The following is a 15,369-nucleotide window of genomic DNA, read 5'->3' on the forward strand; positions in this document are numbered from 1 at the left end:
ACGTTGTTGTAGTAAGTGGTACAAGCTTGGACTCCTTATAATGACTGGATTAATATTCAAGATTAATGCGAAAGTAAGTGTAGATAACTACACAATAGCAAAGGGAAAACATATTATTTAACAGTAAATGAAACTTATGTATATGTGAAGTATAGGAAAGCTGCCTTCTTATTAGAAGCCAGCTTTTTAATTTTATTGGTAAAAAGAAGTGAAAATAGAAGATTAAGTTACTTGTCCAAGCAATTCTTATTAAAATACATATAATGCTGGTAGTTATTCGAAATTTTTATAGTAAATTTGATTGGAGTGAATATTGTAAATGGATAATTTAAACAAATTTTCTTCCTTTAAATTTGATAAGGACCAAAAGAATATAATCATAGACCTTTTACTCTCAGATGTTTTTAATAGGCATGGGATAAATGAAGAAAAGTTAAAAAATTTATCGCCAGAAAAAAAGCAGCAAATTAAAAGTATTGTTTCTGAAATACAATCACAGGTTAATAATTATTTGGATTGAAAGGGGGTGAACTTATGGACAAAGCATGCCATTCAGATGAAAATAAAAAGTGGAGTGCATTAGATTCTTCAAATCCGCATCCGTCTTTTAAAAATGCTAACGTTTCAGAAGTGGCTACACAAGAAAGTAAAACTTACCAAATCTCTGAAGAATCTATTACAATTGTTGATTCAGCAGATGTAGAAGTTACTACTACAGATACAAAAGCTGCGTTATCTATCCAAGCAGCATTACAAGCAGCTATTGTGGTTGTAATAAGTATTTCTATAGCAGACAGTGAAAAAGCTGACCGTGTAGCACAAGAATTATTTCAAAAATCATCTGTTAAACAAGTTAATAAGCAAGAAACTGTTATTCGGAATTCTAGAAATGTAACCGTAACAACAACTGATACAGATATAGCAGTAAATGTTCAAATCCTTCTCCAAATCTTATTAGCTTTACTAGTTAAATTGAACATTTTATAAAATGTTTATCCTGCTCTTTAAATGTAGTGGTTCTTTATAGGTGAATATCCACTGTTTTAATTGTAGTACAAGCTATGGGTATTTATCATGATTGGATTAAAGATTCACCATTGCCGAAGTATTAAAGTGAATTTATTTTTAATAAAGATAAATCGCCTTTAGAAAGACGATTTATCTTTTATACTTATTTTAATAAAGAGATTATTGTTTGTGAAAAAATGTTCTACATTAGCGTGTTTCCTTGTCTCTTCTTCTAAGACCAAATAAACCTGCTAGTCCTAATAAACCAAGCCAAGCCCAATTATTATTTCTATCACGATTATCATTTAAATCATTTGTCGTATTTACATTTCGAGTTCTTACATCATTATTAACTCTATTCATATTATTTCCATCGTATTCAGCATGGGAATTTGTACCTAAAAACATAATAGCTAATGCTAAAACGCTTAAAATAGATGATAATTTCTTCTTCATATTTTTCCCCTCCTTTCTTATGCATTAATTTCTCCAGCTCTTTTGTACATTCTTCGTTTAATAGTTTCTAAACCATAACCATAAGGCTAAAATTATGAGGAATATCTTTAATATCCAGTATTAAAAGTACAGGTAAATACAACGAAGCGGTTAACAAAAGTTAACCGCTTACTTCATGTTATGCTTGATCAGATTGAAGAACATGTAGAGGAGGGGGAATAATCCAACCTTTTTTCTTATTTAATCGTAGTAAAGTAGCACCTGCTTGTGCTTTCTTCATATGGAATTTTCCAAACATCATTCCTACATCTTCTCGAAGAGATTGTCCCATAGCTTGGCTACATGCTACCAAACCTGCTGCAAGACCTGCAGAAACCGTTGCTGCAATTTCTGCATCATTTATACGAGCACCAGGAGGAATCGTTTCAATAGATGCAACTGGTCTTTCTGGAGGTGCTGGTGGTAATGCAACACCATTTAATTTTAATAAATTTTTCAATTCTTCAACTTCTGATTGGATATCATTCTCTACAAGGTTTTCTAAAAATTTCTTTAAGTCCTCATCCCCTGTATGGTTAATAAGAACTTGATAACCAGCAATTGCACCTTGTGCCGCTGCAAGATAACTCCAAATTCCAAAGACTTCTCCGTAATGCATTGGCTCATTTTGGGGATTGCCACTTAAAACTCCCATTTTAATATGCCTCCTTAAAATGAATAAATTTTTTGAAAGACTTTTTATCAATGAAAAAATGGTTTTAAAAATGTTCCGTAATAAAGAAAATAGGTTTCTAAAATTCATTTGGAACACCCTAACTACAAGTAATACTTTCTTTTTTTATAATGTACAAATTTAAATAATATATTCTACGTAACTTGGGATAGAAATTTGAATTAAAAACTGAAGAGGAAAGAAAATGTAACAATGGTAGTAAATATAATTGGATTTATGAGGAAATATATTTGTAGAAGAAATAAAAAAGTGTTAACAAGTTTGCAAACTAACTTGCTAACACCTATACAAAATAGACATAAAATATCGCTGATATATACATTTTAAACATGTGATATTCTAATAAAATAGTACAAAAATCAAGCATTTAAAAATGCGAGTCTACAACTTTGATTTGTATACAATTCAGTTTAAAATTCAACAAAATTATTGATGTAATGCGGTTTCTCGTGAAAAGAGAAACCGCATTTTTTGTATTTGCAAACATTTCTATCTGAATAGTCTTTCGCTAATTGTTTTAACTGCAGCCCTTGTATTACTGACAAAATGTATAAGTAGAGATATAAATTTATGAACCCTACTTAATGATTCTATCGTTAAAATAAGCTTGTAATTACGTAAACGACTAGATGTTGAAACCCTCCTCCTTATATAGTAAATTTCTTATTTAGTATAATACGGTGGAAATCTTATCACTAGAAGGTTCCCCCATCTTAAAACTAAAAAAAGATGATAGGTGGAAGGATAATTATTTATATCAAATTGACTGTTAAATTAAGAATTAGGATGGTTATGGAGCTAGTTGATAACAATTGAAATAGCGCTAAAAACTAATAATACTGCCATAATGATGTTAAAGAATTGGTTATGTTTTAATAAAAGTTTTTGGAACATTGAACCGAATAGGCTCCAACTAAACGTACTCATTAAACCGACTACTCCTAAAAATAATGAAAAAAGAAGGTAACTAGAATATGAATTGTAATAAGGGAGAATAAAAGTTGATACTACAGTCAGTCCGAATAATATTCCCTTTGGATTAACGAATTGAAGCATAATTCCTACTAAAAATAAGTTTTTATTGCTTTTATCATTTGTGTTTGCACTATTTTTACTAGTGAGTATTTTAAAAGCTAAATACAGCATATAAGCTACACCTAAAATTTTTAAAGGAAATTCAATTATTGGCAGAATGTTTATAAGTATAATATTAAAGAAACTACATAATGAAGTGATGATGAAAAAGCCGAAAGCCACTCCTAAGCAAAATTTAATGCTTCTTTTTAACCCATGTTGGTTGGCGTATGTCATGGATAAAAAATTGTTAGGGCCTGGTGTGAAGCTACTAATAAAGACGAATAATAAAAAAGAAAATATAGGCATTTCAAAACCTCCTTTGATTTTGTATGTTATAATGACCGAAAAGAACAATATAACGTGTGCTTTTTATTATACATAATGGTCGTTATATTGTATAGGAGTGTTTTTTTATGGAGGAAATTCAACTTATCCTTGCAAAAAATTTAAAAGCTATTCGAGAAAAAGAAAAGCTGAGCTTAGAAAAAGTTTCTCAATTAAGTGGTGTAAGTAAAACGATGATCGGACAAATTGAAAGGGGAGAATCAAGCCCAACACTTACAACAATTTGGAAAATCGCTAATGGACTGAAAGTGTCTTTTACTTCTTTAATAAATAATCCACAACCAGATACGAAAGTTATTTTACGAAATGATGTTCAAGTATTGGCTGAAGACAATGGGAAATATAAAGTTTATCCATCTTTTCCATTCCAAGATGATAGACATTTTGAAATCTATACTGTTGAAATTGAAACAGAAGGAAAGTTATATGCTGAAGCGCATAAAGAAGGAACAGAGGAATTTATAACTGTGTTTGATGGTGAACTGACAATTGAGGTAAATAATTGTCAATATAGATTAAATAGTGGAGACTCAATCAGGTTTAAGGCGGATAGACCTCACGCTTATTATAATTCAGGAAGTACGTTAACTCGGTTGAGTATGACAATTTATTATCCAGCTTCATAATTTTTTATGTACATAAAAAATATAAGGGAAGCGTAATTATAAAACCATCTATACAAGGTGGTTTTTATTATGTGAAAAATTACAAAAAAAAGACACTCATTTGAGTGTCAATACAGTATTTCTCTCGCGTATAGGATTGGAGGATGTTTCTCAAATACATATTGAGATGATTAGTAAAGGAGAAACTGTCTTCATAAATAACTTAACATTGATAGCGTATAGAGTAAATTGATAATGTTTATCCGGAATATTTAGTATAGATAGTTTCTACTATCTGTATAGGGGAATGACATTTAAAGGTAAGAAGAAAAAATGAATCATTTATTAATCAACTCGTATAATTGTTAGAGAGGCGCCAGTTGATCCACCACCGACTAAATTGACAATTGATAAGAGACCGAATATTTGAAGAGAAATAGTATTACCTGCATTTAATATTGTAATTAAATTATTATTATAACTTGAAGTAGATAAGGCAGGAGATAGAATTGAGCCCAGAAGTGATGTAGATCCGTTTAAAATTAGTCTTGAACCCGCAAGAAGTACAGTTGTAGTATTAATTTGATAACAAAGATAATAACGTCCCGTTACAGGGACTGTAAATAAATCATTCGCACTATTGACTGCAAAGCTATCAAGGCTTTGATTGTTTGAGAGTAGTATGTTAGTACCACTGAAACTGTTCCACCCACTGTATTATTTGCAAACATAGAATTTGTTGTAACGTTTATGCTCCGGTATTACTCATGGGTCCAGTACTACCAGTAGGACTAGTTAGTCTATAAGGAAGGATAATTGTACGTCATTATTTTGGGGATTTTCTCTATCTTTATTTTTAATTAAAATCACCTCATTTTTATGATAAAGGAGATACTTTTCATATATTCTATTAATAATATTTTTTATAGTAACGGCATGCTGTTTAAAATACATTCATTTTTAGTAAGTTACATTAAAATTGATTTTGTACAAAGATTTTAATCGAGAGATTAATAGTGTTTTTTTAGATAATCCTTTTAACATTTCGGAACATCTAACATTTAATAAATACTATAGGAGGGAGATGCAAATTTGAATCGATATGACAAATTACCAATGTCTAAGGAAGTTATGGATTCTAAAAATATTGGTCCTACATTTCCACCTCTTCCGTCTATTAATTTTCCAACCGGAGCAACCGGAGTAACAGGAGAAACAGGAGCGACAGGAGAAACAGGAGAAACAGGAGAAACCGGAGCGACAGGAGAAACAGGAGAAACAGGAGCAACCGGAGAAACAGGAGCAACCGGAGCAACCGGAGCGACAGGAGAAACAGGAGCGACAGGAACGACAGGAGAAACAGGAGCAACCGGAGAAACAGGAGCAACCGGAGAAACAGGAGAAACAGGAGCAACCGGAGAAACAGGAGAAACAGGAGAAACAGGAGAAACAGGAGAAACAGGAGAAACAGGAGAAACAGGGGCAACCGGAGAAACAGGAGAAACAGGGGCAACCGGAGAAACAGGAGAAACAGGAGCAACCGGAGAAACAGGAGCAATCGGAGTAACAGGAGAAACAGGAGCAACCGGAGAAACAGGAATAACAGGAGAGACGGGAGTAACAGGAATAACAGGAGTAACCGGCCCAACCGGAGAAACAGGGGCAACCGGAGTAACAGGAGAAACAGGAGAAACAGGAGCAACCGGAGTAACAGGAATAACAGGAGAAACAGGAGAAACAGGAGCAACAGGAGCAACAGGAGTAACAGGAATAACGGGAGCAACGGGAGCAACAGGAGCAACAGGAGTAACAGGAGAAACAGGGGCAACCGGAGTAACAGGAGAAACAGGGGCAACCGGAGTAACAGGAGAAACAGGAGAAACAGGAGCAACCGGAGTAACAGGAATAACAGGAGAAACAGGAGAAACAGGAGCAACCGGAGCAACAGGAGTAACAGGAATAACGGGAGCAACGGGAGCAACAGGAGCAACAGGAGTAACAGGAGTAACAGGGGCAACCGGAGTAACAGGAATAACCGGCCCAACGGGAATACCGGAAACAATCACAACAACAAACCTATTATATTTTACTTTTTCAGATGGGGAAAAACTTATATATACTAATGCAGATGGTATAGCACAATACGGTACAACACAAATCTTATCACCAAGTGAAGTTTCGTATATTAATCTATTTATAAATGGAATTCTTCAACCACAACCTTTTTATGAAGTTACAGCTGGTCAGTTAACTTTATTAGATGCTGAACCACCCTCACAAGGATCTTCAATTATCCTACAATTTATTATTATCAATTAAAAAGGACAGATTTCCTATAAAGAGAAATCTGCCCTTTTTGTTCTAAATTTGGTTAGTTAAAATTAAGTGACGATAAATTCAATTGTAATTGGAATTCCACCGTCTAATGCATCACCGCCAGGAATTGTAATAGCACCAGTAGGACCAGTAGTAACACTGGAGTTTACACTAGGCTGAAGAATACCGTTTATATAGAGGTTGTAATACGTAAAAGTTGGGAAGGCAGTTGCAGTAGTGCCAGCATCGTTTAAACAAGCTGTAGCAGCAATCGCGAAAGCCGCTCCTGTACCTGTTCCAACTCCAAGCGTAGATGTGAATCTTCTAGATGCCATAAATGGTTGAATGATAGGCATTTATTTCTCACTCCTATTTTAAATTTATTGGGATCAAATAAAGAATAACTTGTCCAATATTATATTTTATGAGAAATTTCCATATTAGAAACGGCTTCGTGACTATAGTAAAAGCACAATTTAAATATAAATAAAATATCATCTATATTAAAATCGTACTTTTTTACAAGTGGAAAGTATAGTATTGATTGTTTTAGTAGTTAATATGGATAACAAAATTAAAATATCATGGAATTTGGAAGATAAGTGCGGAAAATTAAAATATGCTCCTCAGTATAGGTGTTTAATCTAAGCACTCAATTATTAAAAACATATAATTAATATGTGAGTCATGAACATAATTAAATTACGTTTTCAAGTTTGATTATAATTCATGTTTCCTATTTTAAGAGAAACATATAACTTAACTACTTTTTTCAATCGCATCTTTTATAGTACTTAGAATAGGAAAACACTCAACTATAAGAAAAGTAAGGAGGAAATAAATGAAACATAATGATTGTTTTGATCATAATAACTGCAATCCGATTGTTTTTTCAGCAGATTGTTGTAAAAATCCACAGTCAGTTCCTATTACTAGGGAACAATTAAGTCAATTAATTACTTTACTAAACTCATTAGTATCAGCTATTTCAGCATTTTTTGCAAATCCAAGTAATGCAAACAGATTAGCGTTACTCGATTTATTTAATCAATTTTTAATTTTCTTAAATTCCTTATTACCTTCCCCAGAAGTTAATTTTTTGAAACAATTAACTCAAAGTATTATAGTTTTATTACAATCTCCAGCACCTAATTTAGGACAATTGTCAACATTATTGCAACAATTTTATAGCGCCCTTGCACAATTCTTCTTCGCTTTAGATCTTATCCCTATATCCTGCAACTCAAATGTTGATTCTGCAACTTTACAACTTCTTTTTAATTTATTAATTCAATTAATCAATGCTACTCCAGGGGCGACAGGTCCAACAGGAGCAACAGGAGCAACAGGAGCAACAGGAGCAACAGGAGGCGGAGCGACAGGAGCAACAGGAGCAACAGGAGCAACAGGAGCAACAGGAGCAACAGGAGCAACAGGAGCAACAGGAGCAACAGGAGCAACAGGAGCAACAGGAGCAACAGGAGCAACAGGAGCAACAGGAGCAACAGGAGCAACAGGAGCAACAGGAGCGACAGGAGCGACAGGAGCAACAGGAGCAACAGGAGCAACAGGAGCAACAGGAGCAACAGGAGTAACAGGTCCAACAGGCCCAACAGGTCCAACAGGCCTAACAGGCCTAACAGGAGCAACTGGTGCAACAGGCCTAACAGGCCTAACAGGAGCAACTGGTGCAACAGGAGGCGGAGCTGTTATTCCGTATGCATCAGGTGGACCAGTAACATTAGCAACTGTTTTAGGTGGATTAGCAAACACAGGAGCACTTCTTGGATTTGGAAGTTCATTCTTCCCTGTAATTGTCCCACCTGGTGGCCCAATTACTATAGGTCCTGTACCTCCAGTATTTGATTTCGCATTTGTAGCTCCTCGCGCAGGTACAATTACTTCGTTAGCAGGATTCTTTAGTGTAACTGTAGCGGTTGCTTTAGCATTAGGAAGCATACAAATTCAAATGCAGTTGTACAGCGCACCAGCAGCAAGTAATACTTTCACGCCAGTAGGTACACCGTTACTATTAACACCAGCATTTAGTGGTCTTATTGCTATCGGTGCTACTTCGAGTGGTATTAGCGCACAAGCAATTGCGGTCGCTCCACAAGATAAGATATTACTTGTTGTTTCATCAACTACACCAGGTTTTGATATAGCTACTGCTATTACAGGATTCGCAAGTGCAGGGATAACATTCGTCTAAGCATCGCGTCTTAAATTGTGAGCATTGAAAAAAGGAATACTCTTTTTAAGAGTATTCCTTTTTGTATAGCTAAAAAAGATCTTATTTATTTTTATTACAGTTACATCCTTTTTTCTTTACATAGCCTTGATCGGCTAAATCTCTTTGTGACTGGGAATCGGAAGATTGAGAGTTCGAAGATTGAGAGGATGCTGAAGAGCTACTATTTTTATTATTAGAGTAGTTTTTTCGATAGTTATAATTACTCATAGTACTATCACCTCCAATTAAATATATAAATATTATATGTATGTACTCTATTAATTGTTACGATAAAAAATCTCCTCGATATTTTCCGAGGAGATAAATGGTGGTTCTATTAAAATGATACTAATTAATACCCCCAGTATAGAGGGAAGTAATAAGAATCTTGGTAATATAGATTTTGTTGTTGAGTAGGGGGCTGAGTTGACTGATTTATCATGTCGCGGTTTTGATTACAGTTTCCGGGAGGACCAATTACTGTAGTGGATTGAATTGGGGATACTGCTTGTTTCCATTGTTGTTCATTGAGGCAATAAGTATGAGCCATCATATTAGCGGGAGTTAATCTTAAAATATCAGAACCAAAAATAACTTCTGGGGTTGGGGCGTCGAATATAGCTAATAAATGAGTATTATCTGCTGAAGCAATTTCATAATGCCACCACGCTTGTGGAATGTTGGCAACTTGCCCTGGTTTTATCGGTAAGTTTAATATTTGATTCGTAAATGGATTAAGTAAAGAAACAACAGCAGATCCTGAAATACAGTAAACAAGTTCAGCTGCATTTTGATGAATATGTGGTTCTACAACGTTGCCTGTACTTAAATAAATATCTAATAAAGAAGTATTTTCTAGAGTGTTTAATTGTTTTATGCCAAGTACATTTATATAATTTTGGGCATCTTTCTTAAAAAAATTACTTTTACTTAAATCATGAGTGAAGTTCGTTGAAGGAGAGGTGTAGTCAATAGTAGAAGTCAATCGTATTACCTGCCTTTCTATAGGTAAGTATGGATACAACTTTAGGATATGTGCCTAGTGTTAGTTATGTGCATTTGTCTGTATCATAATAAATTCACCTGTTTTATAAAGAATATAGGTTGTGCTTCTTATTTCTCATAATGTAAATACGGATAAAAATTAGAGCGAACTAATGAAAGTCGGAATTATTGATGTTAGGTTAGGAGTAAAAATATTGAAATTTATTTCGTATATTTTAATGGTTACGTTATATGAAAAGACCAATGCCTTATAGAAAGGAATTGGCCTTTTATTTAAGATAGTTTTTGATGAATCATTAATTGTGCTTTAGCAGTATTGGCGTAATTTAGCCACTCTAATTCCAAGCTTTGTTTTAAATCGAAATGGATTTCGATGACGTCAAAATGAGATACCTTTGTTTTAAGTGGAACAGGCATCCCATTTACTTTTACTTTTTTCATGCTATGTGCAATTTTTGGAAATGCAGAGAAAGAAAAATCAATGATTGTAGCACCATCAGGTAAATAAACTGGTTGTAAATCTGTAGTATAAGCTGTAATAGTATTTTCAAATAGTTCATACGATACTAAACTACGGAAAGTGATTGGATCTGTAGTTAATAAATTGTTATTCACAATTGTATCATCCATTATTTTATAAGATATTGCTTGAATATTTGCAGTTCTATCATTCAATAAAGAAAAAATACCGTTATCTTTCAACGTTTTTGCTAATTGTGTTTGAATGATAATTGTTTGTTCAGCATCATTCATATTGACTTTAGTTTTTAAGTTGTTATTAAAATGGCTATTTTCAAGTGCTATATTATCCTCGAAATAGTTTATAGTTGGTTTATATAATTGATGTATTATTCCAAGAATTTTATAGCAATCTAGTACACTTGTAGTTGTAATACAAATTTGTGAAATACCTGATACATTTTGTATTTCTTGTAATTGTGAGTATGCAGTATATACTGGGGGAAACTCATAGTTTATTTCAAATGAAAGGTTTGTATTAGAAAAAGAATGTATCCCTTTTCTTAAATGAGTTATATTTTTTTGAAGGTGTGGCACATATTCGGTTAAAAATTTATGTACTTCAGTATATCTTTCTTTATGTAGATATTGAAAAGCAAGATTTTCTAATTCATGCTGGATTGTATATAACCCTAATCGCTTTGCAAGTGGCGCAAATAGTGTTAATGTTTCATTCGCATAAGCTACTTGTTTTGCGGGTTTTTTAACACTCAATGTTTTTATATTGTGAAGGCGATCTATAACTTTAATAATGCCAACACGTATATCTTGTTGAGAGGATACTAGTAATTTTTTGAAATTAATTGCTTCGTATAATACTTTGTTTTGATCTTGTAGTTTTTTTCCTTTTGTTAATCCATTTACAATATATTGAATAGTCGCACCAAAATGTGATTCAATTTCTTCTAGAGAGTATTCGGTATCTTCTACAACATCGTGTAATAAAGCAGCAATCAATGTTGTAATGTCAGCTTTATAATTTAGCAGTATTTCTGTAATCGCGAAAGGGTGAATAATATATGGTTCTCCAGTTTGACGGTATTGTCCATCATGTGCTTGCTCTGCAAAATGTATAGCTTTTTTCAAAAGCTTTAATTCATCAGATCTTAGATAATTTGCCTTTTGTAATAATACCTTGCTCATATATATCCATCCCTTAAATTTATTTTTAATAATAATTCTATATAATAGAATAAATACCCTTTGAAATTGTTTTAAGTGTGTAAAAAAATAAAGATATTGAGATTAAACTATATTCGTATATCCATTCATACTTTGGATTGATGGAAAAAAGTAATGAACGTGTTAATTTAATATTACATCAATCATTAAAAAGGGGTGAAGGTTCATGTCATTTAGTGAAATGATTAGAAATGAAGTACTTGGCTGGGCAGGTGTTTCTGAAAAGCCGCATCGATTTGGGGGTATTGAAATAAATTATGGTAAGAAAGAACTTGGTCATTTGCATGGCGATAAGTTAGTTGATTTACCATTTCCAAAGGTAAAGCGGGATGAATTAGTGAGCCAAGGATTGGTGAAACCACATCACGTATTACCTGAATCAGGATGGATAAGTTATTATATAAAGAGTGAAGAGGATATTCCATTTGCAATTGAGTTATTTCGTATGCAATATGACAGAATAAAAAAAATGAAATAAAATAGATAAGTAAAAATATATTTTCATGTCACATCCCTCCTTAATCGTTCGTCTCGTATGTAGAACGGATAAGGAGGGATTTTATTATGAAACATTTTGATGTAGCAATTGTTGGTGGTGGGCTTGCTGGATTAACAGCATCTATATATTTAGCGAAAGCTGGAAGGAAAGTTATTGTATTAGAAAAGTCCAGTCACTTCGGTGGTCGAGGGATGACTATAAATAAAAACGGCATTTGTATGAATCTTGGTGCACATGCTTTATATAGAGGTGGAGAAGCGTTTATAACTTTTAATGAGCTAGGAGTAAATCTTCCAGGTGGAATCCCATCTACAAAAGCACATGGAATATGGAAAGGGGATATTTATACCATTCCAACAGATTTTCGCTCTATTTTATCAACACCGTTACTTTCATGGTCTGCAAAAGTACAGTTCGCTCGTCTTATGATTCATTTAGGAAACTTAGATGTAGAAAAAGTTCCGAAAATAAGCCTAACTACATGGGCAGAAAATGAAATTAAAGATCCAATGGTTCGAAATATATTTTATGCATTATGCCGAACAACAACATATACGTATGCTCCTACAATACAATTAGCATCTTCCGTACTAAAGCAAATACAGCTTTCTATGAAAGAAGGAGTACTTTATGTAGATGGTGGTTGGGAGACGATAATAACAAATTTAAGAGGAATAGCGAATACTAGTGGTGTACAATTTCTGGCTAAAAAGCATGTTTTAAAAATAGAGCATTGTGAAGGAAAACAAAGAATACATTGTTTTGACGATGAAGTATTTGAAGCAGGGGCAGTTATTGTAACAACTCCACCGAAAGAGGCATGTAAAATTATAAAAGGTACAGAAGGAACAAGTTTGCAAAAATGGAGTGAACAATCTATACAAGTGACCGTGGCAGCGTTAGATATTGGTTTAAAACAATTACCAAATCCTTTGCATCATTTTGCATTGGGATTGGATCAACCTATATTTTTCACGAATCAATCGAGAGCAGCTAAATTAAGTGAAGATGGATCAATTGTAGTGAGTCTAATTAAATACCATAACCCTGTACTAGAACTGAATCATATTCAAGAAGAGAAAGAACAGTTAGAAAATATGATGGAATTGTTACATCCGAATTGGAAAAGAGAAGTTGTTGCACAGCAATATTTACCGAAAATAACGGTAGTACATGATTTTCCTCATATTGACCGTGTTGAAAAACCAGGCCCTAATATACCTGAAATGCCAGGTGTTTACGTTGCAGGAGATTGGGCTGGGCATGATGAAATATTAGCTGATGCTGCGGTAGCAAGCGGGAAACGTGCAGCGTTACACATTTTAAAGAAATTTGAAAGTGAGGCAGTTCATCATGGAAACGGAGCAGTTATATGAAGCGTATCAACCATTATTATTTTCGTTAGCATATAGAATCCTTGGGAGTGTTATGGATGCTGAAGATATCGTCCATGACGTATTTATATCGTTTAATAATATGGAGGACGTTCAATCTATAGAAAATATGAGAGCCTATTTATGTAAAATGGTAACAAATCGCTCAATTGACAAATTACGTTCGGCAGCACATAAACGTAACGTATATGTCGGAATGTGGTTGCCAGAGCCATTTGTGGAAGAGATTGATGATCCATCAGAGTCATTTGTAATGAAAGAATCAATTTCTACGGCATATTTATTACTTTTACAACAACTGACTGAGGTAGAGAGGGTTGTTTTCATATTAAGAGAGGTTTTTAGTTATGACTACGAAGAAATCGCTTCGATTGTAGAAAAGAGTAGTGTGAATTGCCGAAAAATCTTTCAACGTGCACGAAAAAGTATTTTAGATAAGCCGAAGCAGTCAACATTAAGTACGAAGAAGATGGCTGCTTACGTGGAGAAATTTGTATCATCATTGCAGTGTGGGGATACGCAAGGCATGTTAGAAGTTTTAAAAACAGATGCGATATTTAAAGCAGATGGTGGTGGTAAAGTTACAACTGCAATTAATCCGATTTATTCTGCAGATAAAATTATACGTTTGTTCTTTGGAATTGCAAAACGATTGCCAGAAAAGTATAGTGTTGATTTCAAAATAGTAAATGGTGCACCAGGCGTTATAGTTACAATAAATAATAAAGTGACGTATGTACTTTCATTCATATTTGAGGATGAGAAAATTTCAAACATTTATATGATGGTTAATCCAGAAAAACTTATGCACTTAAATGTAATAGTATAAAAAAGACGCATTTCTTTAGAAGTGCGTCTTTTTTTTTATTTTTCTAACATTTCAAGAGGTACATCTTTTTCGCCGGCTACCTCGAATTTAATTTCCCCGTCTTCTTCATAAATGCGTTTAATAATCGGTATAGTTATCATTAGTTTTTTATGCTGTTTACGTCTTCTAGCAGCATCTAAGTTAATCACGTTCATGTGTAAGCATCCTTTCTTACAGAAATATATAAACAAAAGAAAATGCGTCCGAAAAGGGCGCTTAGTTGAATTAGAAATACCGATTCATTTAAATGGGGTTTAGATTATCTTATAATTGAAAACTGATTGTAAAATAATGTGAATTAAATAATTGCACGTAGAAATTAACTTTACCAAAAAACGAAACAATATGCTATAAAAAATTTTAATTCTTTGTCGTATAACAGGAAAAAGGTGTGCATTTCGCATATAATGAAAAGTAGACGGGCATCATGTACTTTTTCATCATATTGCTTGGAAAGGCGATGGAGAAAATGAATACTCTAGATTCATTATTATTGCAACTTGAACAATATGGAGAAGAGCATGATCGACATAAAGAAAAAAGAGAAGAAAAATTAAGAAATATTTCTCGTGAAATGGGGCAGTTTTTATCAGTATTAGTAAAGGGCTGCAATGCAAAAAAAATTTTAGAAATTGGAACTTCAAATGGCTATTCTACATTGTGGCTAGCAAATGCGGTAGAAGAAACAAATGGAAATGTTATAACTGTAGAACTTTCTTCAGAACGGGTTGGAGAGGCACTTGGAAATTTTGAAAGGGCAAATCTTACACAGAGAATCGATATTCATAATCAAGAGGCTGGGGCATTTTTAGATTCGCAAGTAGATCGTTCATTTGATTTTATTTTCCTAGATTCAGAGCGCACGCAATACATGTGGTGGTGGGAACATATAAAACGTATTTTAGAGCCAAAAGGTTTTCTTGTAATTGATAATGCAACTTCTCATGCGGGGGAATTAGCTGGATTTATAAAGATGATTGAAGAAGACGTTACGTTTGAAACCGTGTTATTAGCTTTTCAAAAGGGAGCATTTGTTGCGCGGAAGAATAATTAGAAGTGGACCTAATATAATTATCACATTGAAAGATAGTATATGTCAAAAGATAGAGCATTGTATGAATTTAAGAAG

17 protein-coding genes and 1 pseudogene are annotated in these 15,369 nt (G+C 33.6%); 9 read left to right on the forward strand and 9 right to left on the reverse strand.

From position 1 onward, the window contains the following. Window positions 1-319: 319 nt before the first annotated feature. Window positions 320-520, forward strand: coding sequence for a spore coat protein (locus MKY70_RS12595; RefSeq protein ID WP_088033014.1), 201 nt, complete (start codon window positions 320-322; stop codon window positions 518-520). 14 nt (window positions 521-534) lie between these two features. Next, complete coding sequence (locus MKY70_RS12600) at window positions 535-987, forward strand: spore coat protein (RefSeq protein ID WP_088033016.1); 453 nt, start codon at window positions 535-537, stop codon at window positions 985-987. 228 nt (window positions 988-1,215) lie between these two features. Here MKY70_RS12600 and MKY70_RS12605 read toward each other — a convergent pair whose 3' ends face one another. From MKY70_RS12605 to MKY70_RS12615, 3 genes are all read right to left on the reverse strand, one after another. After that, entirely contained in the window at window positions 1,216-1,464 is a 249-nt protein-coding gene (locus tag MKY70_RS12605; protein WP_088033018.1) for a WGxxGxxG family protein, read from the reverse strand. Window positions 1,465-1,642: 178 nt separating this feature from the next. After that, complete coding sequence (locus tag MKY70_RS12610) at window positions 1,643-2,158, reverse strand: DUF3231 family protein (protein ID WP_341024450.1); 516 nt, start codon at window positions 2,156-2,158, stop codon at window positions 1,643-1,645. An 837-nt stretch (window positions 2,159-2,995) separates the two neighbouring features. Then, the gene (locus MKY70_RS12615) at window positions 2,996-3,580 is read right to left on the reverse strand and encodes a LysE family translocator (RefSeq protein ID WP_131247146.1); all 585 of its coding nucleotides are present in this window, start codon (window positions 3,578-3,580) and stop codon (window positions 2,996-2,998) included. Window positions 3,581-3,687: 107 nt separating this feature from the next. On the opposite strand from MKY70_RS12615, the gene MKY70_RS12620 reads away from it, so the two are divergent. After that, the gene (locus tag MKY70_RS12620) at window positions 3,688-4,245 is read left to right on the forward strand and encodes a helix-turn-helix domain-containing protein (protein ID WP_113735048.1); all 558 of its coding nucleotides are present in this window, start codon (window positions 3,688-3,690) and stop codon (window positions 4,243-4,245) included. 324 nt (window positions 4,246-4,569) lie between these two features. On the opposite strand, the pseudogene MKY70_RS12625 reads toward MKY70_RS12620, so the two are convergent. Beyond that, window positions 4,570-4,993, reverse strand: a pseudogene (locus MKY70_RS12625) (BclA C-terminal domain-containing protein). A gap of 323 nt (window positions 4,994-5,316) precedes the next feature. On the opposite strand from MKY70_RS12625, the gene MKY70_RS12630 reads away from it, so the two are divergent. After that, on the forward strand, window positions 5,317-6,543 hold the full coding sequence (locus tag MKY70_RS12630; protein ID WP_341074515.1) for a DUF4183 domain-containing protein: 1,227 nt from the start codon (window positions 5,317-5,319) through the stop codon (window positions 6,541-6,543). Between the two features lie 62 nt (window positions 6,544-6,605). Here MKY70_RS12630 and MKY70_RS12635 read toward each other — a convergent pair whose 3' ends face one another. Further along, window positions 6,606-6,896 carry a DUF4183 domain-containing protein gene (locus tag MKY70_RS12635; protein ID WP_088033024.1) on the reverse strand — a complete coding sequence of 97 codons (291 nt, stop codon included), beginning with the start codon at window positions 6,894-6,896 and terminating at the stop codon, window positions 6,606-6,608. A 485-nt stretch (window positions 6,897-7,381) separates the two neighbouring features. Here MKY70_RS12635 and MKY70_RS12640 point away from each other — a divergent pair, with 485 nt between their 5' ends. Next, window positions 7,382-8,752: an exosporium glycoprotein BclB-related protein gene (locus MKY70_RS12640; RefSeq protein WP_341074516.1), complete on the forward strand. Its 1,371-nt coding sequence runs from the start codon at window positions 7,382-7,384 to the stop codon at window positions 8,750-8,752. An 81-nt stretch (window positions 8,753-8,833) separates the two neighbouring features. Here MKY70_RS12640 and MKY70_RS12645 read toward each other — a convergent pair whose 3' ends face one another. The 3 genes from MKY70_RS12645 to MKY70_RS12655 form a co-directional block, all read right to left on the reverse strand. After that, the gene (locus tag MKY70_RS12645; protein WP_002136295.1) at window positions 8,834-9,001 is read right to left on the reverse strand and encodes a hypothetical protein; all 168 of its coding nucleotides are present in this window, start codon (window positions 8,999-9,001) and stop codon (window positions 8,834-8,836) included. A 124-nt stretch (window positions 9,002-9,125) separates the two neighbouring features. After that, entirely contained in the window at window positions 9,126-9,758 is a 633-nt protein-coding gene (locus MKY70_RS12650) for a cupin domain-containing protein (protein ID WP_002189603.1), read from the reverse strand. Window positions 9,759-10,051: 293 nt separating this feature from the next. Continuing rightward, complete coding sequence (locus tag MKY70_RS12655) at window positions 10,052-11,440, reverse strand: HD domain-containing protein (RefSeq protein ID WP_341024458.1); 1,389 nt, start codon at window positions 11,438-11,440, stop codon at window positions 10,052-10,054. Window positions 11,441-11,645: 205 nt separating this feature from the next. Here MKY70_RS12655 and MKY70_RS12660 point away from each other — a divergent pair, with 205 nt between their 5' ends. From MKY70_RS12660 to MKY70_RS12670, 3 genes are all read left to right on the forward strand, one after another. Continuing rightward, entirely contained in the window at window positions 11,646-11,957 is a 312-nt protein-coding gene (locus MKY70_RS12660) for a luciferase domain-containing protein (protein ID WP_088033028.1), read from the forward strand. Between the two features lie 86 nt (window positions 11,958-12,043). Next, the gene (locus tag MKY70_RS12665; RefSeq protein ID WP_088033030.1) at window positions 12,044-13,354 is read left to right on the forward strand and encodes a phytoene desaturase family protein; all 1,311 of its coding nucleotides are present in this window, start codon (window positions 12,044-12,046) and stop codon (window positions 13,352-13,354) included. Continuing rightward, entirely contained in the window at window positions 13,332-14,201 is an 870-nt protein-coding gene (locus MKY70_RS12670) for a sigma-70 family RNA polymerase sigma factor (RefSeq protein WP_002141760.1), read from the forward strand. The genes MKY70_RS12665 and MKY70_RS12670 overlap by 23 nt, the downstream gene beginning before the upstream one ends. 35 nt (window positions 14,202-14,236) lie before the next feature. On the opposite strand, the gene MKY70_RS12675 is transcribed toward MKY70_RS12670, so the two are convergent. Continuing rightward, window positions 14,237-14,395, reverse strand: a complete 159-nt coding sequence (locus MKY70_RS12675; protein ID WP_002085567.1) for a hypothetical protein — start codon at window positions 14,393-14,395, stop codon at window positions 14,237-14,239. Window positions 14,396-14,700: 305 nt separating this feature from the next. Here MKY70_RS12675 and MKY70_RS12680 point away from each other — a divergent pair, with 305 nt between their 5' ends. Further along, on the forward strand, window positions 14,701-15,294 hold the full coding sequence (locus MKY70_RS12680) for an O-methyltransferase (RefSeq protein ID WP_002085565.1): 594 nt from the start codon (window positions 14,701-14,703) through the stop codon (window positions 15,292-15,294). Window positions 15,295-15,369: the final 75 nt, after the last annotated feature.

Origin of the sequence: Bacillus sp. FSL R9-9492 (genome assembly GCF_038007365.1) — a bacterium.
Lineage (GTDB): Bacteria > Bacillota > Bacilli > Bacillales > Bacillaceae_G > Bacillus_A > Bacillus_A mycoides.

Excerpts from the sequence above, each read along its gene's own strand:
- MKY70_RS12665 (WP_088033030.1), top strand. The coding sequence starts at position 12,044 with ATGAAACATTTTGATGTAGCAATTGTTGGTGGTGGGCTTGCTGGATTA.
- MKY70_RS12660 (WP_088033028.1), top strand. The coding sequence starts at position 11,646 with ATGTCATTTAGTGAAATGATTAGAAATGAAGTACTTGGCTGGGCAGGT.
- MKY70_RS12640 (WP_341074516.1), top strand. The coding sequence starts at position 7,382 with ATGAAACATAATGATTGTTTTGATCATAATAACTGCAATCCGATTGTT.
- MKY70_RS12600 (WP_088033016.1), top strand. The coding sequence starts at position 535 with ATGGACAAAGCATGCCATTCAGATGAAAATAAAAAGTGGAGTGCATTA.
- MKY70_RS12655 (WP_341024458.1), bottom strand. The coding sequence starts at position 11,440 with ATGAGCAAGGTATTATTACAAAAGGCAAATTATCTAAGATCTGATGAA.
- MKY70_RS12605 (WP_088033018.1), bottom strand. The coding sequence starts at position 1,464 with ATGAAGAAGAAATTATCATCTATTTTAAGCGTTTTAGCATTAGCTATT.
- MKY70_RS12615 (WP_131247146.1), bottom strand. The coding sequence starts at position 3,580 with ATGCCTATATTTTCTTTTTTATTATTCGTCTTTATTAGTAGCTTCACA.
- MKY70_RS12610 (WP_341024450.1), bottom strand. The coding sequence starts at position 2,158 with ATGGGAGTTTTAAGTGGCAATCCCCAAAATGAGCCAATGCATTACGGA.
- MKY70_RS12670 (WP_002141760.1), top strand. The coding sequence starts at position 13,332 with ATGGAAACGGAGCAGTTATATGAAGCGTATCAACCATTATTATTTTCG.
- MKY70_RS12645 (WP_002136295.1), bottom strand. The coding sequence starts at position 9,001 with ATGAGTAATTATAACTATCGAAAAAACTACTCTAATAATAAAAATAGT.
- MKY70_RS12680 (WP_002085565.1), top strand. The coding sequence starts at position 14,701 with ATGGAGAAAATGAATACTCTAGATTCATTATTATTGCAACTTGAACAA.
- MKY70_RS12620 (WP_113735048.1), top strand. The coding sequence starts at position 3,688 with ATGGAGGAAATTCAACTTATCCTTGCAAAAAATTTAAAAGCTATTCGA.
- MKY70_RS12675 (WP_002085567.1), bottom strand. The coding sequence starts at position 14,395 with ATGAACGTGATTAACTTAGATGCTGCTAGAAGACGTAAACAGCATAAA.
- MKY70_RS12635 (WP_088033024.1), bottom strand. The coding sequence starts at position 6,896 with ATGCCTATCATTCAACCATTTATGGCATCTAGAAGATTCACATCTACG.
- MKY70_RS12595 (WP_088033014.1), top strand. The coding sequence starts at position 320 with ATGGATAATTTAAACAAATTTTCTTCCTTTAAATTTGATAAGGACCAA.